The sequence below is a fragment of the Deltaproteobacteria bacterium genome (genome assembly GCA_022340465.1).
GTDB lineage: Bacteria > Desulfobacterota > Desulfobacteria > Desulfobacterales > B30-G6 > JAJDNW01.
In genome coordinates, this window is record JAJDNW010000030.1 from 15,053 (window position 1) to 38,266 (window position 23,214).

General features: G+C 57.6%; 17 protein-coding genes. 8 read left to right on the forward strand and 9 right to left on the reverse strand.

Translation table 11 applies throughout. From position 1 onward, the window contains the following. The first annotated feature begins 71 nt into the window (after positions 1–71). Positions 72–947 carry a response regulator gene (locus tag LJE94_05515; GenBank protein ID MCG6909566.1) on the forward strand — a complete coding sequence of 292 codons (876 nt, stop codon included), beginning with the start codon at positions 72–74 and terminating at the stop codon, positions 945–947. 288 nt (positions 948–1,235) lie between these two features. Continuing rightward, positions 1,236–2,819: an MBL fold metallo-hydrolase gene (locus LJE94_05520; protein ID MCG6909567.1), complete on the forward strand. Its 1,584-nt coding sequence runs from the start codon at positions 1,236–1,238 to the stop codon at positions 2,817–2,819. Between the two features lie 248 nt (positions 2,820–3,067). Here the strand turns inward: LJE94_05520 and LJE94_05525 are convergent, their stop codons facing one another. Both LJE94_05525 and LJE94_05530 read right to left on the reverse strand, forming a co-directional pair. After that, positions 3,068–4,702: an ASKHA domain-containing protein gene (locus tag LJE94_05525; protein ID MCG6909568.1), complete on the reverse strand. Its 1,635-nt coding sequence runs from the start codon at positions 4,700–4,702 to the stop codon at positions 3,068–3,070. Positions 4,703–4,809: 107 nt separating this feature from the next. Further along, positions 4,810–6,414, reverse strand: coding sequence for a HAMP domain-containing protein (locus tag LJE94_05530; GenBank protein MCG6909569.1), 1,605 nt, complete (start codon positions 6,412–6,414; stop codon positions 4,810–4,812). 219 nt (positions 6,415–6,633) lie between these two features. Between LJE94_05530 and lexA the strand changes: the two genes are divergently transcribed. From lexA to LJE94_05555, 5 genes are all read left to right on the forward strand, one after another. Further along, positions 6,634–7,266, forward strand: coding sequence for a transcriptional repressor LexA (gene lexA / locus LJE94_05535; GenBank protein ID MCG6909570.1), 633 nt, complete (start codon positions 6,634–6,636; stop codon positions 7,264–7,266). After that, the gene (locus LJE94_05540) at positions 7,266–8,075 is read left to right on the forward strand and encodes a DUF72 domain-containing protein (protein ID MCG6909571.1); all 810 of its coding nucleotides are present in this window, start codon (positions 7,266–7,268) and stop codon (positions 8,073–8,075) included. Before lexA ends, LJE94_05540 begins: the two co-directional genes overlap by 1 nt. Before the next feature lie 3 nt (positions 8,076–8,078). After that, positions 8,079–9,344 carry a hypothetical protein gene (locus LJE94_05545; GenBank protein ID MCG6909572.1) on the forward strand — a complete coding sequence of 422 codons (1,266 nt, stop codon included), beginning with the start codon at positions 8,079–8,081 and terminating at the stop codon, positions 9,342–9,344. Between the two features lie 67 nt (positions 9,345–9,411). Continuing rightward, positions 9,412–12,405 (forward strand): DNA polymerase III subunit alpha, encoded by a 2,994-nt coding sequence (locus tag LJE94_05550; GenBank protein MCG6909573.1) that lies wholly within the window; start codon positions 9,412–9,414, stop codon positions 12,403–12,405. Between the two features lie 144 nt (positions 12,406–12,549). After that, positions 12,550–14,916: an ATP-dependent DNA helicase gene (locus LJE94_05555; GenBank protein MCG6909574.1), complete on the forward strand. Its 2,367-nt coding sequence runs from the start codon at positions 12,550–12,552 to the stop codon at positions 14,914–14,916. A 463-nt stretch (positions 14,917–15,379) separates the two neighbouring features. Here the strand turns inward: LJE94_05555 and LJE94_05560 are convergent, their stop codons facing one another. Together LJE94_05560 and LJE94_05565 are read right to left on the reverse strand one after the other, a co-directional pair. Continuing rightward, positions 15,380–15,829 carry a universal stress protein gene (locus LJE94_05560; GenBank protein MCG6909575.1) on the reverse strand — a complete coding sequence of 150 codons (450 nt, stop codon included), beginning with the start codon at positions 15,827–15,829 and terminating at the stop codon, positions 15,380–15,382. Positions 15,830–16,072: 243 nt separating this feature from the next. Next, positions 16,073–17,038 carry a nucleotidyltransferase family protein gene (locus tag LJE94_05565; GenBank protein MCG6909576.1) on the reverse strand — a complete coding sequence of 322 codons (966 nt, stop codon included), beginning with the start codon at positions 17,036–17,038 and terminating at the stop codon, positions 16,073–16,075. A 515-nt stretch (positions 17,039–17,553) separates the two neighbouring features. On the opposite strand from LJE94_05565, the gene LJE94_05570 reads away from it, so the two are divergent. Further along, a complete protein-coding gene (locus LJE94_05570) occupies positions 17,554–18,234 on the forward strand; it encodes a hypothetical protein (protein ID MCG6909577.1) in 681 nt (226 codons plus the stop codon). Positions 18,235–18,238: 4 nt separating this feature from the next. Here the strand turns inward: LJE94_05570 and LJE94_05575 are convergent, their stop codons facing one another. From LJE94_05575 to LJE94_05595, 5 genes are all read right to left on the reverse strand, one after another. Beyond that, positions 18,239–19,441, reverse strand: coding sequence for a proline dehydrogenase family protein (locus LJE94_05575; protein ID MCG6909578.1), 1,203 nt, complete (start codon positions 19,439–19,441; stop codon positions 18,239–18,241). A gap of 312 nt (positions 19,442–19,753) precedes the next feature. Next, the gene (wrbA, locus tag LJE94_05580) at positions 19,754–20,365 is read right to left on the reverse strand and encodes an NAD(P)H:quinone oxidoreductase (protein ID MCG6909579.1); all 612 of its coding nucleotides are present in this window, start codon (positions 20,363–20,365) and stop codon (positions 19,754–19,756) included. 28 nt (positions 20,366–20,393) lie between these two features. Continuing rightward, on the reverse strand, positions 20,394–20,867 hold the full coding sequence (locus LJE94_05585) for a MarR family transcriptional regulator (protein MCG6909580.1): 474 nt from the start codon (positions 20,865–20,867) through the stop codon (positions 20,394–20,396). Positions 20,868–20,973: 106 nt separating this feature from the next. Beyond that, complete coding sequence (locus LJE94_05590) at positions 20,974–22,671, reverse strand: AarF/ABC1/UbiB kinase family protein (protein MCG6909581.1); 1,698 nt, start codon at positions 22,669–22,671, stop codon at positions 20,974–20,976. A 168-nt stretch (positions 22,672–22,839) separates the two neighbouring features. Next, positions 22,840–23,151 (reverse strand): phasin family protein, encoded by a 312-nt coding sequence (locus tag LJE94_05595; protein ID MCG6909582.1) that lies wholly within the window; start codon positions 23,149–23,151, stop codon positions 22,840–22,842. Positions 23,152–23,214: the final 63 nt, after the last annotated feature.

Consider the following 23,214-nt stretch of genomic DNA (forward strand, 5'->3'; position numbering starts at 1 on the left):
TTTCAAAACCGGTTTATGGGTGCCTGGGTCATTCAGGCATATCAGCCTGGTGAAAGGGCGGTGGACGCAACATGCTTGTGAACAGAATCATTATTGCGGACGATGAAGTGATCATTTCAACCCAACTGGAGGAATTTCTATCCACCAAGGGATTCGACATCATCGGGATAGCGACTTCGGGAGTTCAAGCGGTAGAGATGGCCATGGAGCTGAAACCGGACCTGATGCTGATGGATATCGTGATGCCCGGAGAACTCGACGGGATTTCCGCAGCCGAGAAAATCAATGCAGCCCTGAAAATTCCGGTGATTTTCCTGACGGCCTACGCCGATGAGGAAATGATTCAACGGGCCAAACCCATAGGCCCCTTCGGCTATGTACTCAAGCCGATTCAGGAACGGCAGATACTGGCCGCCATTGAAATCGCGCTCCACAAAGGGGATATGGAAAGAAAACTTCAGGAGGCCCATGATATGCTGGAACAGCGGGTGGAGGAGCGCACCCGGGAACTGCGCCTAAAAACCGAGAATCTGGAAGAGATGAACACGGCTTTGAAAGTGTTGCTGAAAAGAAGGGAAGAAGATAAAAACGAACTGGAAGAAAAGGTGATTTACAACATCAAGGAGATGGTGCAGCCTTTTCTGGAGAAGCTGGCGGGGACGCGGTTGGATGAGCGGCAAAAGACATTTCTTGAAATTTTGTCCTCCAACCTCAACGATATCGTTTCACCGTTCGCCAAGACGCTCTCCACGCGTTATCTGAATCTGACCCCTTCCGAAATTCAAATCGCCAACCTGGTGAAGCACGGGAAAACCACCAAAGAGATCGCCGGCCTGCTCAACCTTTCCACGAGGACCGTAGAGTCCCACAGGGACAGCATCCGGAAAAAGCTTGGCATTAAAAATCAGAAGGCAAATTTGAGGACGTATCTCATGTCCTTCGAATAATAATTTTTGCGGAGCAAAAATTATGAAACGCGGCTGCGCCGCTATTAACCTGTCAACTAAATAGGGTAACCTGTTATGCCGGACTCGACAAGCGGGCCGGGGCATGTTTCCAGCCGGTGCATCTCGGGGAAAAATAGGAACCGCGGCTGCGCCGCTATTAACCTGTCGACTAAATAGGGTAACCTGTTATGCCGGACTCGACAAGCGGGCCCGGGCATGTTTCCAGCCGGTGCATCTCGGGGAAAAATAGGAACCGCGGCTGCGCCGCTAGGAGAAAGGATCTGAATCGTGGAAGTGACATTTTACGGAGCGGTGAGGGAAGTGACGGGATCGATGCACGTGCTGTCGGTGAATCATGACCGCATCATGCTGGACTGCGGCATGTTTCAGGGACGCCGCAAGGAATCCTTCGAAAAAAACCGGACCATGCAGGTAGATCCCGGCAGCATAACCAACCTGGTACTTTCTCACGCCCACATCGATCATTCCGGCAGAATCCCGGTGCTGGCGAAGAGCGGTTTCGCCGGGCGCGTCGTCTGCAACCGTGCCACTGCCGACGCCTGTGAATATCTTCTGCTGGACGCCGCCCACATTCAGGAGTCCGACGCCGCCTACCTGAACTACAAAACCGTCAGGTCCCATCTCACGCACATGAAAAATGCTTCCACAGGAAAAAAAAGAGGACGGGGCGCGAGCAGGGATATCAGGCAGGTGTTGAAAAAAAGCGGGCATCAGATCGATGTGGAAGTCGTCGCCGATTTGATCAAGAAATACAAACTCGAAAACGTGGAGCCTCTATATACGATGCCCGAGGCGGAGCAGGCGCTGACATGTTTTGACGGCATTCCTTACCGGCATACCGTCGACATCGGGGACAACGTCGTTTTAACGCAATATGATGCCGGGCATATCCTGGGATCGGCCATCAGCCTCATCAGAGCGCAGGAAAAGGGCCGGGACCTCACCGTGTGCTACTCCGGAGACATTGGGCGCTTCCACAAGCCGATCATTCAGGATCCTGAAACCGACTTCGACGAAGTGGACCGGGATGTGGACCTGATGATTATGGAAAGCACGTACGGCAACCGCTTGCACGAGCCTGTCCAGGACCTGAAGCCGGGATTGAGAAACGTGCTGGCCGAGACATTCGACCGTGGCGGGTCCGTTCTGATCCCTGCCTTTGCCTACGGGCGCACCCAGGAGCTTCTCTACACGCTGCACGAACTCTACGATGAGGGGGCCGTTCAGAAGGTGCCTATCTTCGTGGACAGCCCCCTGGCGACCAAAATCACCAAAGTCTTCGGTGAACACCCGGAAACCTACGACGAAGAAACGCATGAAACCTTTCTGATGCAGGGGCGGAATCCGTTTCGCATGAAGGAGCTCCGTTTCGTGGGGTCGGTGGAGGAGTCCATGGCGTTGAACCGGGAGCAAACGCCCCACATCGTCATTGCGGCCTCGGGTATGTGTGAAGCGGGACGCATTCTGCACCATCTGCGCTACAAGATACACAACCCGAAGCACACCGTACTTATCGTCGGCTACATGGCGGCACACACGCTGGGTCGCAGGATGCTGGAACAGGGCACGGCATATGCGGAAGCGGGCCGCTCGGGTGAAGCGCCGATAATCAAAATACTGAACAAGGAATACCCGCTCAAGGCGCATGTGGTCAAACTGGGCGGCTTCAGCGCACATGCCGACAGAAACGAGATGCTTCGATTTCTGAAAACGTCGAACCTGAAGATCAAGCGGATAGCGCTTGTCCACGGCGAAGAGGAGCAAACCCTCTCCTTTGCCGAGCACCTGAAGGACAACGGGTTCGACGTGGTAGTGCCGGAGCCGGGGGAGACAGTGCAAATCCTAAGTTGAGCGTTTCAAATTTTAAGAATGATCAAAATAAAAATATCTTCAACGGATTAAATCTGTTTGAATTCTTAAAATTTGTAACCCTTCGGGATTTCCGGGTTCACCGCACCTGCGGTGTCAAATGTCATCACGCATAGACCACTATAGCGAAAAGACATTTTCCTTGCATCTGCGGCAAACCCGAAAATCGCTCAATTTAGGCAAATATAACAGCAATCGGCCGCACGGCCACGCCTTGCGGACGAGTGGTTTCATGGGAATGCAAGCGACTTGATAAAGATCTCCTGGAAGTCAGGGTGCAGAGCCAGTTCGAGCACTTCGGTCTGCTGGGACAGCTCAAGGGCTTTCTGACGGTAGCCCTCGTCAAACAGGGTGAGGACCGCACCGGCGCCGGCTGCATTGCCCACGATTTCAATGGCGTCCGGATCGAGAGCGGGAAACATGCCGATGGCCAGGGCGTCCGTTTTTTCGATGTAGCTTCCGAAGGCGCCGGCAATCAACAGCCGCCCGGGCTGTTCGTACCCCTTTTCTCTGCAGAGCATCTGAATGCCCGCATAGAGGGCCCCTTTTGCCAGCTGAATGGCCCGGATGTCTTTCTGGGCCAGTGTCACGGCCCTGCCCGACAAGGTTTCAGCTCCGGATGCGAGAATATATTCGGGCAGTTCTTCTTCATATTGAAAAAGATCGGGATGGTTTTCCATATTGAAGCGGCCGTCGCTCAGGATGAGGCCGGCCCTGTATAGTTCCGCCACGGCGCTGACAACCCCTGACCCGCACAATCCGGATATTTTTTTAGGCTGCCTGGGATTTTTCTGGATGACCGAGCATTCGGCTCTGCCTGTTTTCCGGTCGACCCGGACAGCATCGATAGCCCCGGATATGGCATGCATGCCGTGACGAATGGAGGCGCCCTCGAATGCCGGCCCCGTGGCACAGGAGGTGGCTGCAAAGCCGTCTTTTCCAATGAAGATGAGCTCCCCGTTGGTGCCCACGTCCACCAGCATTGTGCCTTCGGCTTTGTTTTCCATGTCGGTCGCCAGGGCGGCACCGACGATGTCGGCGCCGAGAAAGCCCGATATGAGCGGCAGGGTGCGGACTTCCGCATCCCGGTTGAACCTGAGGCCCAAATCGCCCGCCCGCACCACCCGTTCCTCCTTGAACAGGGGGTCATAGGGGAATACGCCGATGGAAGTGGGATCTTCACCGAGAAACAGGTGAAGCATGGTGCTGTTGCCCACGATCACCATTGTTCCGACGCCTGCCGGGTCTGTCTGCGTCGAACGGCATAGGGAGGCGGCACCCCACTCCATGGCCTGAACAGCCATTTTCTGCAGACGCTTCAGGGCTCCGGCATTTTGTGAAACCGCGGTGATGCGGCTCATGACATCGTCGCCGAGCATTACCTGGGGGTTTCTCAACGATATGGAGGCAACAACCCGGCCGCTATTGAAGTCACACAGGTAAAGGGCGATGGTGGTTGTCCCCAGATCGACGGCAATACCGTAGGGCCACGACGAGACCCGCGAAACGGGGATCACATCCGGCAGGGCCGTGGGACCTTTCTGGGCGACTTCGGGTGCCAGCAGGGAGGATTCGGGAATATCGACCGCCATGTCTCCCGTGATTTCGGTCCGGCAGGCCAATCGGTAGCCGGCATCGATTTCCTCCCGGGTGAGAACCCCGGATTCGTCGGGCATTTCGCCGTCACCGATTTGCGGGGGTGCAACTACCCGGATCTTGCATTTGCCGCAGCGGCCACGGCCGCCGCAGTCGGCCCGCAGCAGCACGCCCGAGCCCACTAGCGCTTCGAGAAGGTTCTGTCCTTTTTCGGCTGAAATTTCTCTGTCTTCCGATATGAGGCGGATATTGCATCTATCTTTATTCATGGGTCTCTACTCTCAAATGTGTTGCAGGCTGTCAACAGCATAGTTGTCCGGCACCGGGGTCTGCAGCACGTATTTTCACCCTCAACGTTGCAGCGATGAGGTCAACCTCATAGCAGGCGGTACACCGTTACCGGTTTCGAATACCCCTTGAGGGTCTGTGGTTTTTCCGGCTGCATGTCGAAGGGTTTGGTCAGGCCGGCCACGGTCGCTTCGCTGATCAGGATATCGCAGCCGATCACTTTGGTCATTTGTTCTATTCTGGAGGCCAGGTTGACGGTGCTGCCGATGAGGGTGTAGGACTGCCGGTCTTCACTTCCCGTGATGCCCGCCAACACCTGACCGGTGCAGATGCCGATGCCGTGCCTGAAAGGCGGCTTCCCCTCCTCACGCCGCTGACCGTTCAGTCGATCCAAATAATCGCGCATTTCCAGGGCGGCGAAAACGGCCTTGTCCGCGTGGCCGGGCTCTTCGATGGGCACGCCGAAGGCCGCCTCGATCTCATCCCCTACAAACTGGAGCACCAGGCCGTTGTGCCGGCGGATGGCATGCTGCATGGCCGTGAAATAGGAGCGCGTGCTTCTGATCACCTCCTCGGGCGGGTTTTTTTCCACATAGGGCGTGTAGCCGCGGAGGTCTGAAAACAGGAGCGTTGCGGTGCGCAGCTCGCCGTCCACGGGGATGTCCCCGCTCAATATGCGATCCCTGATTTCAGGAGTGGCATAGCGTCCGAAACTGTCCCGGATGCGTTCCCTGTCGGCAAGCCCCCGGATCATGGTGTTGCCGGTGTCGCCGAGAACGCCGATTTCGTCATTGGAGACGACGCTCACCCGTGGGTTGAAGTCGCCTTTTTTTACCTCTTTAATGACACGCAGCATGTCTTTGATGGGCAGCACGATCGAGTTGCTCACCAGGCTGTTCAGTCTGATAACGATGCCCAGAAAGACGGCGCTCAACAGCAGGGTGAAGATGAGGATTTCCCGGCTCAGCATTACTGCCGAGATATCCGTCCCTTCGACCTCCCACGCAATGAACGCAACGGTGACAAGCAGGAGCACCAGGGGGTTCAGTGTCCCGGCCATGTTGAGCAGCCGGATCCGCCTCAGGACGGAGAGCCTGATCGTCCCGGAAACAGCCGTGAGCCGCCCTTTGGGGAAAAACAGGGGCACCAGCTTTCGGCGGGCATAATCTTCGATGAGGAAAAACGACAGCCAGGCGGCGATCATACCGAGCATGAAGGTTCGGAAAAACAGAAACAGGCCTATTTCGAAGGAGATGCCCTCGAAAAAATCGAGGGTCGTCATGACCGTGAGGGGGACAATGACAAACATGGACAGGTCGATTACGGCGATGATGAAGGGAAGGTTGAGCAGCCGTGCCCGGGCTTTGTCCTGCAGGACCGTGCCGATGCCGTGGTTTTGGTTGAGCGCTGCCGCCATTCTCACAATCGGGAGCTGGAACCAGTATTGCAGCGCCAGCACCAGCAGGCTGGCGGCCATAAAAAACAACAGAAGGATCGCCCAGCCTCCCTGCAACAGAAAAAAGTCGATTCTCAGTTTAAAGAAGTTCAGGGGAGTAAACGCGTTCAGAAGCATGATGGCCGCGAAGCTGAACAGGTTGGCTCCAAGGTTGCGGAGGTACAGCCCCATGAGCAGCGAATCATGGGACGTTGCCGGATTGCCGTTGCGCGCCCGATTTGTCGATGCGTCCGCCATGCCTCTTTCTATGCCACGATTTTATTCCTTTTTCAATGCGTCCTTATGGCGGGGGTATGGGCGACACTTTCCAAACGTCGCCGCGGCAATTTTATTTACATTAACCTTTACATTGACATTTACATTTTGGCGGCGTATGCTTGGTTTCGTTGGTTTCATTGAGTTTGTTGAGTTTATTGAGCTCGTTGGGTTCATTTGTGGTTTTTGCGGGAGGGGGGCATGCGGATCAAGTTGACAACCAAGCAGATGCACCTGCTCACGTACCTGCAGCAGGTCATCAACCGGGAGGGACGGTCGCCAAGCCTCCGGGAGGCCGCCGCCGATCTGGGCGTAAGCCACGCCGCCGTTGCGCAGCGTCTGAGAGCCCTGGAGGAAAAGGGGTATGTCAGACGGGAAGGGCGCTACAGCCGGACGATTCATGTGCTGAACCGCATCCGCGAAACCGCCGGCCTCCAGCGCTGGCGCGAAATTCCGGTGGTGGGGCGGGTGACGGCCGGTTTGCCCATGTATGCCCAGGAAGAGTGGGCGGGCAGCATCGTTCTGGACGCCGATCTCTATCGGGGACAGCTTCTCTTCGCCCTGCGCATCCAGGGGGACTCCATGCAGGGGGCGGGCATTCTGGACGGCGACCTGGCCATCTGCGAACCGCGCCAGTACGCCCGGAACGGGGAGATCGTGGTCGGGCTGATCCGCGGCGAGGAGGCGACGGTCAAACGGTTTTTTCTGCACGGGGACTGCATCGAGCTGCGCCCGGAAAACCCGCGCTACCAACCCGTGCGCTATGCCTTCGACGAAATTCTGATCCAGGGGCGGGTTGTCGGCATACAGCGCGGGAAGAGGGGGATCCGCTGATGTCAAGATACCCCTGCTCCATCCGGGTGGGCACGAGCGGCTACTCGTACGCGGAGTGGCTCGACGCCGGGTTTTATCCCCCGGACACGAAGCCGGGACAGATGCTTTCCGCTTATGCCCGGCGCTTTACGGTTACCGAGCTGAATTATACCTGGTATCAGATGCCCAGGGCGCCGGCGATCGAGCGGATGATCCGGCAAGTTCCGCCCGATTTTCATTTCGCCGCGAAGTTGACGCGCTACCTGACCCACGAGATCGACCCCGACCAGTGGCGGGTGCACGCGGCCCAATACCGGGACGGCATTGCCCCCCTCATACAGTCCGGACAGCTCGCCGCCGTGCTGCTGCAGTTTCCGCCTTCATTCCGGCGGACGCCCGGCAACCGGCAATACCTGGCCGAACTTCTGGATGCGCTCGAGGGCCTGCGGACGGCCGTGGAGTTCCGGCATGCGTCCTGGGCAACCGACAGGGTTTTCGTGGGGCTGGAGCGGCGTCGAACGGCACTGGTGTCGGTGGACGCCCCCGATGTGAGAGATATTTTCCCCCGGCTGGCCATCGTCACCAGCCCGGATCTTTTTTACGTGCGCTTCCACGGACGCAATGCCCGCGGGTGGCGTTCCGGCAACATGCAGAAGCAGTTCAACTACGACTACACCGAGGCCGAACTGCGCGAATGGACGGCGGAAAAGATCGAGCAGATGGCCGGGCAGGCCCGCAGCGGACTGCTTTTTTTCAACAACCATGTCCGGGCCCAGGCGCCTAAAAATGCCCTCGCCATGCTTCGCCTGCTGGCGGCGCAGGGCTTATAATACATGTTCTTCCCAGCGGATGCAGTGTGCGGGCAACAACACGTTGATTCTAAATATCCCGGCGATTTTTTAAAGATTACGCTAAAATTTATTATTATGGATCGATCCATCATTCATCTGAACGTCGCCGACTTCGCCGTGGCGGTCGAGCGGGTGGTGAACAGCGGGCTTAAAGGGCGGCCGGTCATTGTCGCCCCCGGGGGCTCGGCCCGGTCGGTGGTGTACGACATGAGCGAAGAGGCCTACCAATGCGGTGTGCACAAGCACATGCCCCTGCGTGCGGCCCGGCGCCTGTGCCGCGACGCTTTTGTTCTTCCGCCGCGGCCGGACCGCTACGAACGGGCCATGCGGGCGCTGTTCAAGCAGGCCCTGCCGTATTCGCCGCTGGTGGAAGCCGGCGATGTGGACGGGCACCTTTTCATAGACATCACCGGGACGAGCCGGCTTTTCGGACCGCCCGTCGATGTCGCCTGGCGGCTGCGCCGGCGGGTGAAGACGGACCTCGGCCTGGATCCCATCTGGTCGCTGGCGCCCAACAAGCTGGTGGCCAAGGTGGCCACGCGGGTGGTGAAGCCCACGGGCGAGTGTGTCGTGGGCGCCGGCGATGAAGCCTTTTTCCTGTCCCCCCTGCCGCTGCGGCTCGTGCCCGGCATCGAGGCGGATGACCTGCAGCGCCTGGAGGCGTTTAACTTCACCCGGGTGTCCCAGGTCGCGGCGCTGCACCTGGCACACCTGCGGATTCCCTGCGGGCGCCGCGCCCGGTTTGTGTACGAGACCGTGCGGGGGGTCGACCCCTCCCCGGTGCTGCCGGCGGGCCGGCAACGGCCGGTGGTCGCCTGCGACCACGATTTTGACGAGGACACCAATGCGCGTGCACCACTGGAGGGCGCTCTTTATCGCATGGTGGAAAGCGCCGGCGCAAACCTCCGCCGGCAGCGGCGTGCGGCCCGGCGCATCAGCGTAACGCTCGACTACTCGGACGGCATTCGCTGCACCCGCCAATCGAAGGTGAGCCCGGCGACGGCCGGTGATCCGCTGCTTTTCGAGGCGGCCCGGCGGGCGTTGAACCTGGCCCGGTTTCGCCGGGTGCGCATCCGCCACATGCGCCTTGTGTGCGACCGGCTGGTGTTCCCGCCGGCCCAGCTGCCGCTTTTTCCGGAGGAGCGGCTCAAGCGAAAACGCCAGGACGACATCGTCGCCGCCATCGACCGCGTGCGGGGCCGTTTCGGAAAGGATGTGATTAGGGTGGGGCGTACGTTGGCGGCGTAACGTATCGTTTTACATTAACAACCCGGATAAACCGGAAATTCCAATATCGAATATCTAAAACGACTGCATGGTTCCCTTAAACGTCAAATCCCACTACTCCCTGATGTGGGGCGTCAATTCCGTGAAGCGGTTGTGCCGGGCGGCCGTCCGGATGGGGTACGAGCGTCTGGCCCTGACCGACAGGAACAATCTCTACGGCATGTGGCCGTTTATCAACGCCTGCCGCCGGGAGGGTCTGCAACCCATTATCGGGGCGGAGGTGAGCGATCCCGCGACCGGGGCGCGGGCCGTCTGCCTGGTGGAGAACGATGCCGGGTATCGCAACCTGTGCCGCCTTTTGACGCGCCGGCACATGGTCGAAGCCTTCGCTCTGAAAAGCGATCTGCCGGCCATGGCCGAAGGCCTGGTGGTGCTGGCGCAGGATGCCGGCCTGCTGGCGGCATGGCACGCCGCCGGGGTTACGGTTGCCGCCGACATGCCCCGCCGGCCGCTCGCCGGCATCCACCCGCTGCGCAGCGCGGCGCAACGTCTGGGGGTTCCCCTGGTGGCGACGCCGGGCAGCTTTTTTCTCCATCCCGGGGAGCATGCCGTCCATCGCCTGTTGCGGGCCATTGACCGCAACACCGTCCTGTCCGGCCTGCAGGCCGGGGAGTTGGCACCGCCCGATGCGTATCTTGCAGATCCGGCTGCGTATGCAGAACGTTTTGCCGTCTGCCCTGCGGCTCTGCGGGCATCCCGGGAAATAGCGGAAAGGCTGGTCTTCAGGGGGCCCGATTTCGGGTTGGTGCTGCCGCCCTGGCATGACGAGGGCGGGCGGGGCAGCGACGCCTGCCTCAGGGAAGCGGTCTATGCCGGAGCCGTCGAACGCTATGGACAGGAGCTGCCGGAGCCCGTGGTGGAAAGGATCGAGCACGAACTACGCATTGTTGCCGCTATGGGGTTTGCCGCCTATTTTTTGGTTGTGCAGCGTATCGTGGGAGACAGCCCGCGCACCTGCGGCAGGGGATCGGGCGCCGCCTCGATTGTTTCCTACTGCCTCGGGATCACCAATGTCTGTCCACTCAAGCACAACCTCTACTTCGAGCGCTTTTTGAACCCCGGACGGCAGGACCCGCCGGACCTGGACATCGATTTTTCCTGGGACGAGCGCGACGCCATTCTGGAGAAGGTGTTGCGAGAGCACGCGGGCCATGCGGCCATGGTTTCCAGCCACGTGTTTTTTCAGCCGCGCATGGCCCTGCGGGAAGTGGCCAAAGTTTACGGCCTGACTGCCGGGGAGATCGGCAGGATAGCCAAGCGCCTGCCCCGCCATTTTCGTGTCCGGGAAGCAGATGCCGAGCTGGCGAAAAGTCTCGAGAACCGGCCCGAGTCAGGCCATCTGGACTATCCGGACCCATGGCCGGCAGTCATACGTCTCGCCCAGCGCATCATAGGCATCCCCCGATATATATCCGTGCACCCCGGCGGGGTGGTCATCACCCCCGGGCCCATCGACGCATATGTCCCTCTGGAGCGGGCGCCCAAGGGCGTACCCGTCATCCAGTGGGAAAAGGAGGGGGCGGAAGATGCCGGCCTGGTCAAGATCGACCTTCTGGGAAACCGCAGCCTGGGGGTCATCCGCGACGCCCTGAACAATGTACGCGCGAACGGCGTCTCTTTCGATGAATCCGGCTGGGAGCCGGAGGATGATTTCGCCACCCAGGAAGCCCTGGCCAACGGGCACACCATGGGCTGCTTCTACATCGAAAGCCCGGCCATGCGGCTCCTGCAGAAAAAAGCGGGTGTGGGCGATTTCGACCACCTGGTCATCCACAGCAGCATCATCCGCCCGGCAGCCAACGAGTTTATCCGGGAATATGTCCGGCGCCTCCACGGCGGGGGGTGGGACCCGATACACCCGCTTCTGGCGGACGTGCTGGATGAGACCTTCGGCATCATGGTTTACCAGGAGGACGTGTCCAGGGCGGCCGTGTCGGTGGCCGGATTTTCGCATACCGAGGCTGACGGGCTGCGCAAAATCATGTCCAAGAAGGATCGCGAGCACAAGTTGCGGGACTACTACGGGCGGTTTCACAAGGGTGCCGGAAAACGCGGCGTTGAAGAAAAGAAGATCCAGGAGATGTGGACGATGATGATGAGTTTCAACGGCTACTCCTTTTGCAAACCGCACAGCGCCTCCTACGCCCGCGTTTCCTTCCAGGCCGCCTATCTCAAGGTCCACTTCCCGGCGGAATTCATGGCCGCGGTCATCAGCAACCAGGGCGGCTTTTACAGCACGTTTGCCTATGTTTCCGAAGCGCGGCGACTGGGGCTTGCCATCCGCAAACCCGATGTCAATCGGAGCGATACTGCCTGGAAGGGCGTCGGTCGCACCGTACGGGTCGGCCTGCTCTCCCTCAAAGGCCTCTCCGCGGGGTGCAGGGAACGCATCGTTGCCCGCCGGCGGGAAAAGCCGTTTGAGAGCCTGAACGACTTTTTGGAACGGGTGCGCCCGGATGAGGCCGAGGCGCGGGCCTTGATCGACGGCGGGGCGATGGACGCGTTCTGCAGCGGGGGAAACCGGGGAACGCTCATGTGGGTGCTGGCCCAATGGCTTAACGCGCGTTCGGAAAGGTCGTCGAACGGGGTGCTTTTCAGCGACGCCGGCAGCCCGCCTTCTTTGCCGGTTCTCCCGCCGCAGGACGAGCGCCGGCGTTTGCGGCGGGAATTCGCGGTGCTTGGTTTTCTGTGCGACCGCCACCCCATGACCCTTTACAGGGCTGCTCTCGCAAGACTGCGGTCCGTAAAGGCTGTGCACCTGGGGCGGTACGTGGGCCGGCGCGTCTGCTTTGCCGGCTGGCTCATCACCGGGAAAAAGGTGCAGACCAAGCACGGGGACGCCATGGAGTTCTTGACCTTCGAAGACGAAGGCGGCATTGTGGAAACGACGTTTTTCCCCCGGGCATACCGCCGCTTTTGCCGCATGGTGGAACGCAACCGGCCGTACATCCTTTACGGCAGGGTTGAGGAAGATTGGGGGGCGGTAACACTGACCGTGGACAGAGTGGAAACACTGCAATGATGGACATTGAACATCAAACGTCCAACATCCAACGTCGAACATCTGACAGTTTTGGTTGTCATAACGCGCGTCAGCGCAAATATCGGGCGAAGCCCTAATGACGCTGAGTAAATGACGTGCAAAGCACAAATGGCATCAAGTTATATGGAAATTTTAGCAGAACCCAATACGTCTCCGGAAAGGCATTTCAGTGTTTCCGTGCGTTTCCTGGTGGAAACGTTTGTCCGCGGCCAGGATCTGTCCGGCACCTTCGCCGCTTCCGACCGGGCGGTGGCGGGCACCCGCGCCCACCAGCGCATCCAGGATATGAGGCCCGCATCGTACCAGCGTGAGGTGGCCATCGCGCACACCGCCGAAGTGCGCGGCCGCACCATCGAGATCAGCGGCAGGATAGACGGCATCCTTCACCAGGAGAACGGGGATGTTCTGGAGGAGATCAAAAGCACGGCGCGCGATCTTGCGGTGCATCAAGAACGGCAGAATCCCCGGCACTGGGCTCAGCTCAAGGTATATGCCTACATGCACGCCGTACGCCACAACCTGAGCCGTGTGGCTACCTGTCTGACCTACGTCCGGCTCGGTTCGGATGCCGTCATTGAAATCCGCCGGGATTTCGAATTCGATGAGCTGGCAAGCTTCTTCGATGCGCTCCTCTCCCTCTTCCTGGATCGGGTCGATGCGGACAGCGCATGGCGGTCTCTACGCGGGCAGTCCATCCAGGCGCTTGACTTCCCCTTTGCCGCCTATCGCCGGGGGCAGCGGCGGATGGCTGTCGAGATTTTTCGCGCCGTCCGGGAAAAACGGCAGTTGCTGGTGCAGGCCCCCACGGGGATCGGCAAGACTATGGCGGCGGTTTTTCCGGCCATCAAGGCCCTGGGCGAGGGGCTTGTCGACAGGATTTTTTTCCTGGCGGCACGGACTACCGGCAAACAGGTGGCCGAGGAAACGGTTGCCGTTCTTCATGGCCGGGGGTTGCGCTTCAGGTGTTTGACGCTGACCGCCAAGGAAAAAATCTGCTTCAATCCCGGGGCGGCCTGCAACGGCGAGGAGTGCGAATTTGCCAGGGGCTATTACGACCGTATCGACGATGCCCTGGCTTACGCCCTCGGGAATGATCTGCTGAACCGGCACCTTGTGGAAACCGTGGCCCGGCAGCACCGGGTCTGCCCCTTCGAGTTCTCCCTGGACCTGGCGCTGCATGCCGACGGCATTGTCTGCGACTACAACTACGCTTTCGATCCTCAGTCCTACCTGCGGCGCTTCTTTCAGACGGTGGAGGAGGCCTACCTTTTTCTGGTGGACGAGGCGCACAACCTGGTGGAACGGTCCAGGGACATGTTCTCGGCCCGTATCGAACGGCGGCTGTTTGAGGATACGGCCAGGGAGACAGCCGGGGCCCTGCCGCAGCTCGAGGCGCTCATAGGGGCCGTGGTTGAATGGATGGACGCCTTCAGGGCGGCCCATGCCGAACTGGATTTCCTTTCCACCCGGGAGGCGCCGGAAGACCTCCTGGCCGTTTTGCGGCGACTCGTCAGGGAGAGCGACGCCTGGCTGTCGCTCGACAGAAAGGCGCTTTTTCGCGACGCGCTTCTCGAGCTGCATTTCAGCGTGTCCCGGTTCCTGAAAGTGTCCGAGATGTTCGACGAACGCTATGCCGCCTGCTATGACATGTCCGGTCGAAACTTCCTCCTCAATTTTTTCTGCATCGACCCCTCTTTATACCTGCAGCGGACATTGGCGGCGATAAGTGCCACGATTTTCTTTTCGGCCACGCTGACGCCCACGGACTATTTCAAGGAAATTTTCGGTGGTGGGGAGAAGACCGGGGAGTTGATCCTGCCGTCGCCGTTTCCAAAAAAAAACTTTTCGCTTTCCGTTGCCGGGGGGATCTCTACCGTGTTCGCGCAGCGTGACGTGACCAGGCGGAAAGTTGCCGGAACGATCAGCGCCTTCGTCAATGCCAAGCGGGGCAACTACCTTGTCTTCTTCCCGTCCTACGACTACCTGGTGAAGGTGACTGCCGAATTTATCCCGGCCAATCCTGAAATCAGGGTTCTTTGCCAGGCGCCGGGCATGAGCGAGCACGAGCGGGAAGACTTCTTGAGGCAGTTTTCTTTTGAAAACCGGGAAACATGCGTTGGATTCGCCGTATTGGGGGGGGCCTTCGGTGAAGGAATCGACCTTGTGGGCGACCGCCTGGCCGGGGCCGTGGTGGTCAGCGTGGGGATGCCTCCGCCCACGCCCGAAAGGGAACTGATTCGCGAATACTTCGATATGCACCGCCAGGCCGGCTGGGAATTCGCCTATGTTTTTCCGGGATTCAACCGGGTGTTGCAGGCCGCGGGCAGGGTCATTCGCACGGAAGTGGACAAAGGCGCGGTGCTTTTGATCGACAAGCGGTATGCAAGTCGGCGATACAGGTCCATGTTTCCTTTTGAATGGCGGCCGTCGTATATAACCGGCCGAAAAGACCTGGCAAGGGTGTTGGGCGCATTCTGGGATGAGCCTTAGATCGCCCTATCCTGCACGATTACAGGGAGGGCGTAATAAAATTCCAAGCACGACATCCGAAATTCCATATGTGGGGTAACGTGTTCTTTTGGGGGATCCTCCGGGGACGCGTACGGTTGCATCCATCCCCGTCTGAAAACCGTCTTTGAACCGAGATAGCGAGCGCATTCCCTGCAGCTTGCTGCAGGGTAAGCGAGCGAATCATAATTGATAGAATTCCTTACGGTGAAGATTCCCCTTAAGCTTGCTGCGGGGAGTGTTCAATGGTTGCCTATAAGGATTCCAGGAGCCAAGGGGTCAAGGGGAAAAAAGCGCATAGCGCATAGCTTATAGCGTGCCATGAGCTATGAGCCCATCTTATGTTTCACTCGGTCCCCGGAATCCTCGGCTCTCTGGACCCTGTTTAACGGATCCGGATATCTACTGCTACCGGCAGCCCGGACCTCGTCCTCGACGTCGAGGTTCACGCTTTGTTGGGGATGACCAGAACGGGACAGGGGGACGCGTTGATGACATGTTCGGTAGTGGAGCCGAGAACGAAATCCATGAGATTATCCTTTCCGTCCGTGCACATGACGATCAGATCTGCAGCCAGGTTTTCAGCGACCTCCACGATGGCTTTGTCCGGTTTGCCTTTGTGCAATAGATAGTCGATTTCAATATCCTCGGCATGCAGCTTATGGATGACGGCCCTCATCTCTTTTTTTGAATCGGAAGCGATGTGCTTATATTTTTCCTTCATTTTGTTGACACTGATGCGCAGCATTTCCCGCTCCTCCTTATCCATAAACTCTTCGTGAACATTGAGCAGCGTGATTTTTGAGCCGAACTGATGGGCCAGTTGCACGGCTTTTGCGACAGCCAGATCGGAACGTTCCTTCAAGTCGGTTGGGCAAAGAATTTGAGTGAACATGCAAACCATCCATTTCGGTTGAGTTACGTTAAACCGCTTCAGCGAGCGCATTCCCTTTCGCCCGCAGCGGGCGGCTTCCAAAGATGTCACTATGCTTACACATTTCCGCTGCCATGGCAAGCTGTTAGCGTGGTTGCCAGAAAAGCATTCCGCCTGTCTTCGCACGTCACAGCCGAAGGCGAAGACGGGCAACGGCGGGGACCACGGGTCTATGCATGGGGCGCCATGCCTTGGCACAGGCGGTTACTGAACCGGCTTCGCCAGGTATGCCTTCCACCGGTCGAACATGACCTCCATGGTGCGAAAATCCCTGTCGTTGTCGATGTCGAGGGCGGCGCCCGGGTAGGGCACCTCCAATCCTCGGAAACGCGTATTCATCAACCCCGATACGGCCTTTTCCAGTTCCTCCTTCGGTGCCCACCGGCTGAAAAAAACGGCCAGCTTCGGCAGGTTGAGCCGACTGCAAGCCATGGCGAGCTGGAGGCAGGCGAAATACTGCAGGCTCTTGGGTTGTTCCCTGCCCATGAGATAGATCGCCAGAAGAATGGCGTTAATGATATTTTTCTGGTAGCGATAGGCATACATGGTGTTGATGTGCTTGCGCTGAATTACCCTGAGGGGCTTGACCATGTGGAGGTTGTTGATGCGGTAGTTTTTCTCTTTCATGTGGAGATAGGCCATTTTAATCCCCGGACGGCCGTCTTGAGGATAAAAGTGGGTCATGGCCTGTTCCGGAGTCAACCCGATGACGTAATCGTAGTTTTCCAATTCGCTATGGGCGATGAAATGCGCCACCTCATCGGGGGTTATCAGCGGTGCGTCACAGGGAACGATCAACACCGCCTTATCCCTGTGCGCATGCAGATCGACCGTGGAATCCCCCCCGCCACGCGCCGGCAGAGAGGCTATAAAGGCGTGCCAGGCATTTTCGAAAAGGTTCGCCCGCTGCTCGACGAGGTGTATGGCTTTCGGCGTGCGCGTGTCCAGGCCGATTTCCTGAAAAACGGCGGAGAGTTTGGGCACAGGTCCGGCGACATATATGTCCCCGATCACCGGGACCTGCCGGATGGCTTCCAGGACACGCTGGATGATATACTTGCCCTTGATCTTCAGAAAGGCTTTGTGCCGCCGGTAGACGCGGTGGCTGTCTTCCCCCTCCCCGGCAACCAGAATGGCGTCAAATTGTTTGGGTTGTTTTTCAGTCCCCATCACCCGTTCCTGCATGCCGCTGGAAGCGTACGGATATGTTTCCGGCGGCCCTCGGCGGTCCCGATGCGTGCCAAAGCGAACATTGATTGGTTCTTTAATTGTTTCTAATAGTTATAAATATTATGGTTATGAGGAATCGTTGAAAAATCACGATGGATTTCGATAGCATAGTCGCAAGGGAACTTCAACTGAGTTGAATAATATTTTTCAAATTCCGCCACGGGCTCCGGTCGGCCGCACCACGGATAGTTGGCCTTTTTTCGGCACCCGCATCCTTTCCCGAAATGGCATGCAAGCGGCAATTGATGCTTGCCATCGAACAAGCGATGACTATAATTTACATCAGATCTACGCAAATATAATGAACCGCTTACAGGATCTGAAAAATGTTGTTGTAAACCGCGGTTCAAATTTTAAGTAGAAAAAGATGGAATTTTCATGTCCGGAAAAAGAGTGTCAATATGACGGTGGCGGGACCTATGTCCTCAGGGTCCCCCAGGAAGCCTGCCTGAACGATGACAACTGCTGTTGAGAGCGGCGGGCGGTATCAAAACGCCTGCATATTGGGCGCAGGGCGGTTCGGCCGCCGCGCTTTTGTGCGTCTGCAAACCGTATTCCCCCCGGCGAACTTGACCCTGGTGGATAGCGAACCCGCTGCCGTGCAAGGGATACAGGCCGCCGGCGGCCGGGCGGTGACGATGGACGCCATACGCTTTCTGGTTGCGTCCCATGCGCGTATGGCGCCCGATGACTGGATTGTTCCCGCGGTGCCCATCCACGTGGCCTATGAGTGGCTGCACCATCAACCGGACCTCGACATGGCCGTCGAGGCATTGACGGTTCCCCGGGAACTCGATGACATGCTCCCGAATTCTTTTCGGGGGCCGGAGGGGCAGCTCTATGTCAGCAACGCGGATTTCCTCTGCCCGGATGATTGCCCCGAACCGGAGGGCTTGTGTACCGTGACCGGCGAACCCCGTCCCCGGGTTCTCCACGAAACCCTTTCCAGGCTCGTGCTGCCCGGCTTTCAATCGATCTGCATTGTCAGCGAACAGCTGGCTCCGGGGGTCGGTGGATACCGTCTGCGGGCGTTAGACGCTGCGCTGGAAACGGTTTTAAACAACACCGGCAGTTTTCTGGTTAGCACCGCCTGCAAGTGCCACGGCGTCGTGCACGCCCTCCGCAAAGCCGAATAAATTTTCATGCCCTTTTTTGTTTGGCTTTTTTTCTGCGACGGCATTCTCTGGTGATAATTTCGAGCTCCTTGCTCATCTGGCCCGCGATGGCTGTATTCTCCTCCGCCCTTCTGACCAGGTAGGGCAGGGTTGCGGCCACCGGGCCGAACGGGAGGTATTTGCTGACATTGTAGCCGGCATCGGCCAGGTTGTAGCTGATATGGTCGCTCATGCCGTAGAGCTGAGAGAAATAGATGTGCGGGTGATCGTTGGGGATGCGATGGTCGGCCATGTACTGGGTCAGCAGCGTGCAGCTGTGTTCATTGTGCGTGCCCACGCATATCTCCACGACGTCGATGTTTTCGACAAATATCTGCAGGGCCTGATTGTACTCCGCATCCGTTTCGGCTTTTGTCGCGTTTACCGGAGACGGATACCCGAGCGCATTTGCTCTTTCGCGTTCCTTCTCCAGATAGGCGCCACGCACGATTTTGATGCCCAGCCGATAGGACCCGGATCTGGCGGCTGAGATCAATCGCTTAAAGTAGTCGATCCGATCCCAGCGATAGAGTTGCAACGTTGTGAATACAATGGCGTTTTCCTGATTATATCTGGCCATCATTTTTTCGGCAAGATCGTCTACGGCTTTCTGAATCCAACTCTCCTCCGCGTCGATATAGATGGGTTTGCCAGAGCTGGAAGCGGCTTTGCAGATTTCATCGAGCCGGTTTTCCACTTTTTCGAAGGCCTGTTTTTCCTGTTTGGACAGGGGGGTGCGCGCGGTGACCTTTTGAAACAACGCCGGCAAGCCGATGGCGGTCATTTTCATGCAGGTGCAGGGGATGTCCGGATTCGATTGGGATTTCTCGATTATCTTCAACAGCTGCGATTTGGTGGCCTCGAAACCGGCTTCATCTTCCCCCCCTTCTACGCTGTAATCCAGGATGGAGCCGATGTGGGCGGCGCCCAACTTTTTGATCACCTTTGCGTATTCCGTTTCTTTTTCGCCGCCGCAGAACTGTTTGAAAACGGTTGCCTTGATCAGCGGCTTCACGGGCAGTCCCATGGACAGGGCCAATTTGACCGCCCGTGACAGAAATTTTACCAGGAAGGGACTCTTTGTCAGGCTGAATATCACGAAGGATAAAAACAGGTCCCCTTTCGATTTATCTTTAAAGGCGATAGCGGTGTTTTGAAATGACACGGGATTTTTTCTGTTTTTTTTCACGGTGCCTCGGTTAACGCTTCTAAGATTTTCCCTAGAAAATTTGTTGAATAGCGGTTGTCATGTTATTCGCCTGCCTTACTGCTTCGGAAAAAGTATTCCTTATCTTGGACATCGTTTGTATCGGAACATATATACGACAACCGGCATAGTCCATAACGTAAAGCCGCCCCATGGTCAACCGCTGGAGAGGGGGCAGCAAGCCCAAGGGGAATCTTTACCGTTAGGAGTCGGTCTGTTTCGATTGTCGAGGACCCCCTGCAGCAAGCTGCAGGGGGTGCGTCCGCCAGGCGAGACGGTATGCAGTCAAATGCCCTAAGCGGCCAGCTTGGCCGCAATGGTTGCGACGTGTTTGCCCTGGTAACGGGCGCCGTCCAGGTCGTTTTCGCTGGGCGTGCGTTCACCGGCTGGGCCGGCCACGGTCGAGGCGCCGTAAGGCGAACCGCCCGTGATTTCATCCACGCGCGTCTGCCCTTCAAACGCATACGGCAGGCCGACGATCACCATTCCGTGGTGCAGAAGGGTTATATGGGAAGAGAGGATGGTGGATTCCTGGCCGCCGTGCTGGGTGCCGGTGCTGGTGAATACGCTGCCCACCTTGCCGACCAGGGATCCTTTGGCCCACAACTGAACGGTCGAGTCCAGGAACTGCCGCATTTGGCCGCACATGTTGCCGAAACGGGTAGGGGTGCCGAAAATGACGGCATCCGCCCCGGCCAATTCCTCCAGGGTAGCCTCCGGTACATCGGCAAAGGCGGCTTGCGCCTCCAGGGCGCCGGTTTTTTCCAACACCTCCCGGGGAAGGGTTTCCGGCACCCGGCGCAGCAGCACCTCGGCGCCATCCACCTGGGAAGCGCCCTGGGCAACCGCCCGGGCCATTTTGTCGATATGACCATAACTCGAATAGTAGATAATCAGAATTTTCATAGGGTATCCTCCTTGTTCACCAATGGGGTTATTTATTTTCATTTGCAACCATGCCGGCTGCAGTGCGGCCCAAACAATTCAAGAGACCGCCGAGCCGATCCAGTTCAAGGGGGTTGAGGACTGCGAATACGCTTTCGGCGATCATGGCATGACGGGGAAACACCCTGCTGATGAGGTCGTTTCCTTTTTCCGTCAGGCTGACACGCAGGTAGCGCCGGTCATGGGGATCCTTTTTACGTATCACCATGCCCCGTTTCTCCAGATTGTCGATGACCATGGTCATGTTTCCGCCTGTTTTGAGAATTTTAGCGCCCAATTCATGCTGGCACATGGGGCCCAAGTGGTACAGCGCTTCCAAGACACCGAACTGACTGGCTGTGAGACCGTCGTCTTTCAAGTGCCGGTGCATGGCGGCGGTGACGCTGCCGGTGGCGCGCATCAGCTTGGTGTAGGCGTTCAGTGCGTTGCGCTGGGTTGCCGGTATTTTTGTTTTTGCACTCACAATCACCTCAATGTTTAACTATTAAATGTTAAACTAATGCACCAAATTCCGATGTCAACCATCAATCGGTCGGCATGCCGGACGGTGGCGTAAGGCATGCGACCGGTTACAGGCTTCCCTTTTTCAAAATGGCCACCAGGAGCCAGATGCCCATGATGGCGGCAGCCAAAAAACCGATGATGCCAATCATTGATATGCCGTAAAAAAGGGGGGGGATGTTGGAAATGACGATGAGGGCCGAGCCGATGATCAGGGCGGCAATCACGATGGAGAAGGAGATCCGGTTGCTGATCTGGTCGTGGGTGGAAAGCATCCGGTCGAGCCCCTCGAGTTCGTGTTTGAAAGACAGCTTCTGCTGTCTGATGAGCCGGGTGACCTCCAGGAGGTCTCTTGGGAACTCCTGAACGAATTTGTAGGACAGGGAAAACAGTTTGACCAGATCGCTTTCGATCCGTTTGGGTGACAGCCGCTCTAATTTCACCCTGGCGATAAAGGGCGTCGCCTGGGCCACCATGTCGAAATCGGGGTCCAGTTTCTCGGCCACACTTTCGACGGTAGCCAGGGCCTTGAGCATGAGAAATATATCGGGATAAATTCTGAGACGGTGCACCGCGGCGAGTTCCAGAAGATTTTGCAGCAGCCTGCCGAGGTTGATCTCCTTGAGCGGTTTGTAGAGGTGCCGGCCCATGAATTCGGCGACATCCCTTTCGAAAGCTCGCACGTCCGGTTCTTCTTCCCAGGATGTCAACTTCAACACCTGGTGGGCCGCCCTGGTTTCATCCCGGCGAACGATACTGTCCACCAGTTCGACAAAACTTTCCCTGGTGTTCCTGTCGATGGAGCCGACCATGCCGAAGTCAAGCAGGCAGATGACGTTGCCGGGCAGCACGAAAATATTGCCGGGATGGGGATCGGCGTGGAAAAACCCGTGGTTGAATATCTGGCTGAGACAAATGTCCGCCCCTCGCCGGGTGATCAACTTTTTGTCGTAACCGCCGGCTTCGAGCCGTTCCAGGTGCGACACCTTGATACCGTTAACGAATTCGGCGGTCAGCACCCGTTCCGTAGAGATCTCCCCGTACACCTTCGGAATGTAAACGTAGGGTTTATCCAGGAACTGCCTGGCGACGCGTTCCATACTGGCGATTTCAATCCCGTAATCCAGCTCTCTCTCGAGCGTTTTGGCGAATTCTTCTACAACTTTAACCGGGCGGTGAAAGGACAGCCCTTCGATGTGTTTCTCTGCCAGCGTGGCAAGGTGCAGCATGATTTCGAGATCCACCTCGATGGTCTTCTTGATTCCCGGGCGCTGGACTTTAACGGCCACCACGTCGCCATCCAGCAGGGCGGCCTTGTGAACCTGGCCTATGGACGCTGACGCCAGCGGCTTTTCGTCGAAAGAGGCGAATATTTTTTCCAGAGGGCTTCCCAGTTCGGATTCGACGATCCTTTTGGCGGCGTTGAAGGGAAAAGAGGGGACTTCGTCCTGGAGTTTGGCAAGTTCACTGATGAAATCAGGCGGCACCAGATCGGGCCGCGTGGACAGGATTTGTCCTAGTTTGATATAGGTGGGGCCCAACTCTTCAAACGCCATTCTGAGGCGTTCCGCCCGTGTCGATTTTTCGATCCGGGCCTTCTTGTTTCTGGAGAACATTTGCAGGCCGATTTCCAGATACTGGTCGATCTTGAGGGTTTCGACAAGATCCCCGAATCCGTATTTGAACAGAACCCCCAGAATCTGTGAATAACGGTTCAGGTTCCGATAGGTCCGGCCGATGACACCTATTTTTCTTATGCTGAGCATAAACCCCACGCTAAGGTAAAGGTTCGAGGCAGTTCAGTTCTCTATAGCCCGACCCGGGCAAACCGGAAATTCCAATATCGAATGTCTAAATCCCAAACAATTTCAAGTGACCCAATACCAAAAACTTGCGCCGCGTTCCGGTTTCTGTATCCCGATTCAGCCGTTCTGTCATTCCGGCGGCGCGTCCCGGCCGATCAGTTTTTTCAGCTCCCTGATCTCATTTCTGAGGGCCTTGAGATCGTCTCCGGTGACGATGTCCGCCCTTTTCAGAAAATCCCGCACGCTTTTTTCCACCCGCTCCTCGAGTTTGGTCTGGGTTTCTTCGTAGCGTTTCTGGAGTTCCTCGATGAATTTTCTAGCCTCTTCCCGGGGCATTTTACCTTTTTCTTCCAACTCTTTGCCCAAGGCCTCGACTTCGTCCCAGGTTTTCAAGGCCAGGCCTACACCGGTGAGCATGCTTTTTTTGAAAAAGTCCAACATGGCGACCTCCTTAACAATGCGTCTCGCATTTGACCGGGTGAACCCGTTCAGAACTTGAATTTC

What these genes read in the sequence shown, in the direction of transcription:
- LJE94_05515 (MCG6909566.1), top strand. Translation starts at nt 72, where the DNA reads ATGCTTGTGAACAGAATCATTATTGCGGACGATGAAGTGATCATTTCA.
- LJE94_05525 (MCG6909568.1), bottom strand. Translation starts at nt 4,702, where the DNA reads ATGAATAAAGATAGATGCAATATCCGCCTCATATCGGAAGACAGAGAA.
- LJE94_05530 (MCG6909569.1), bottom strand. Translation starts at nt 6,414, where the DNA reads ATGGCGGACGCATCGACAAATCGGGCGCGCAACGGCAATCCGGCAACG.
- lexA (MCG6909570.1), top strand. Translation starts at nt 6,634, where the DNA reads ATGCGGATCAAGTTGACAACCAAGCAGATGCACCTGCTCACGTACCTG.
- LJE94_05540 (MCG6909571.1), top strand. Translation starts at nt 7,266, where the DNA reads ATGTCAAGATACCCCTGCTCCATCCGGGTGGGCACGAGCGGCTACTCG.
- LJE94_05545 (MCG6909572.1), top strand. Translation starts at nt 8,079, where the DNA reads ATGTTCTTCCCAGCGGATGCAGTGTGCGGGCAACAACACGTTGATTCT.
- LJE94_05550 (MCG6909573.1), top strand. Translation starts at nt 9,412, where the DNA reads ATGGTTCCCTTAAACGTCAAATCCCACTACTCCCTGATGTGGGGCGTC.
- LJE94_05555 (MCG6909574.1), top strand. Translation starts at nt 12,550, where the DNA reads ATGGAAATTTTAGCAGAACCCAATACGTCTCCGGAAAGGCATTTCAGT.
- LJE94_05560 (MCG6909575.1), bottom strand. Translation starts at nt 15,829, where the DNA reads ATGTTCACTCAAATTCTTTGCCCAACCGACTTGAAGGAACGTTCCGAT.
- LJE94_05565 (MCG6909576.1), bottom strand. Translation starts at nt 17,038, where the DNA reads ATGGGGACTGAAAAACAACCCAAACAATTTGACGCCATTCTGGTTGCC.
- LJE94_05570 (MCG6909577.1), top strand. Translation starts at nt 17,554, where the DNA reads ATGACAACTGCTGTTGAGAGCGGCGGGCGGTATCAAAACGCCTGCATA.
- wrbA (MCG6909579.1), bottom strand. Translation starts at nt 20,365, where the DNA reads ATGAAAATTCTGATTATCTACTATTCGAGTTATGGTCATATCGACAAA.
- LJE94_05590 (MCG6909581.1), bottom strand. Translation starts at nt 22,671, where the DNA reads ATGCTCAGCATAAGAAAAATAGGTGTCATCGGCCGGACCTATCGGAAC.
- LJE94_05595 (MCG6909582.1), bottom strand. Translation starts at nt 23,151, where the DNA reads ATGTTGGACTTTTTCAAAAAAAGCATGCTCACCGGTGTAGGCCTGGCC.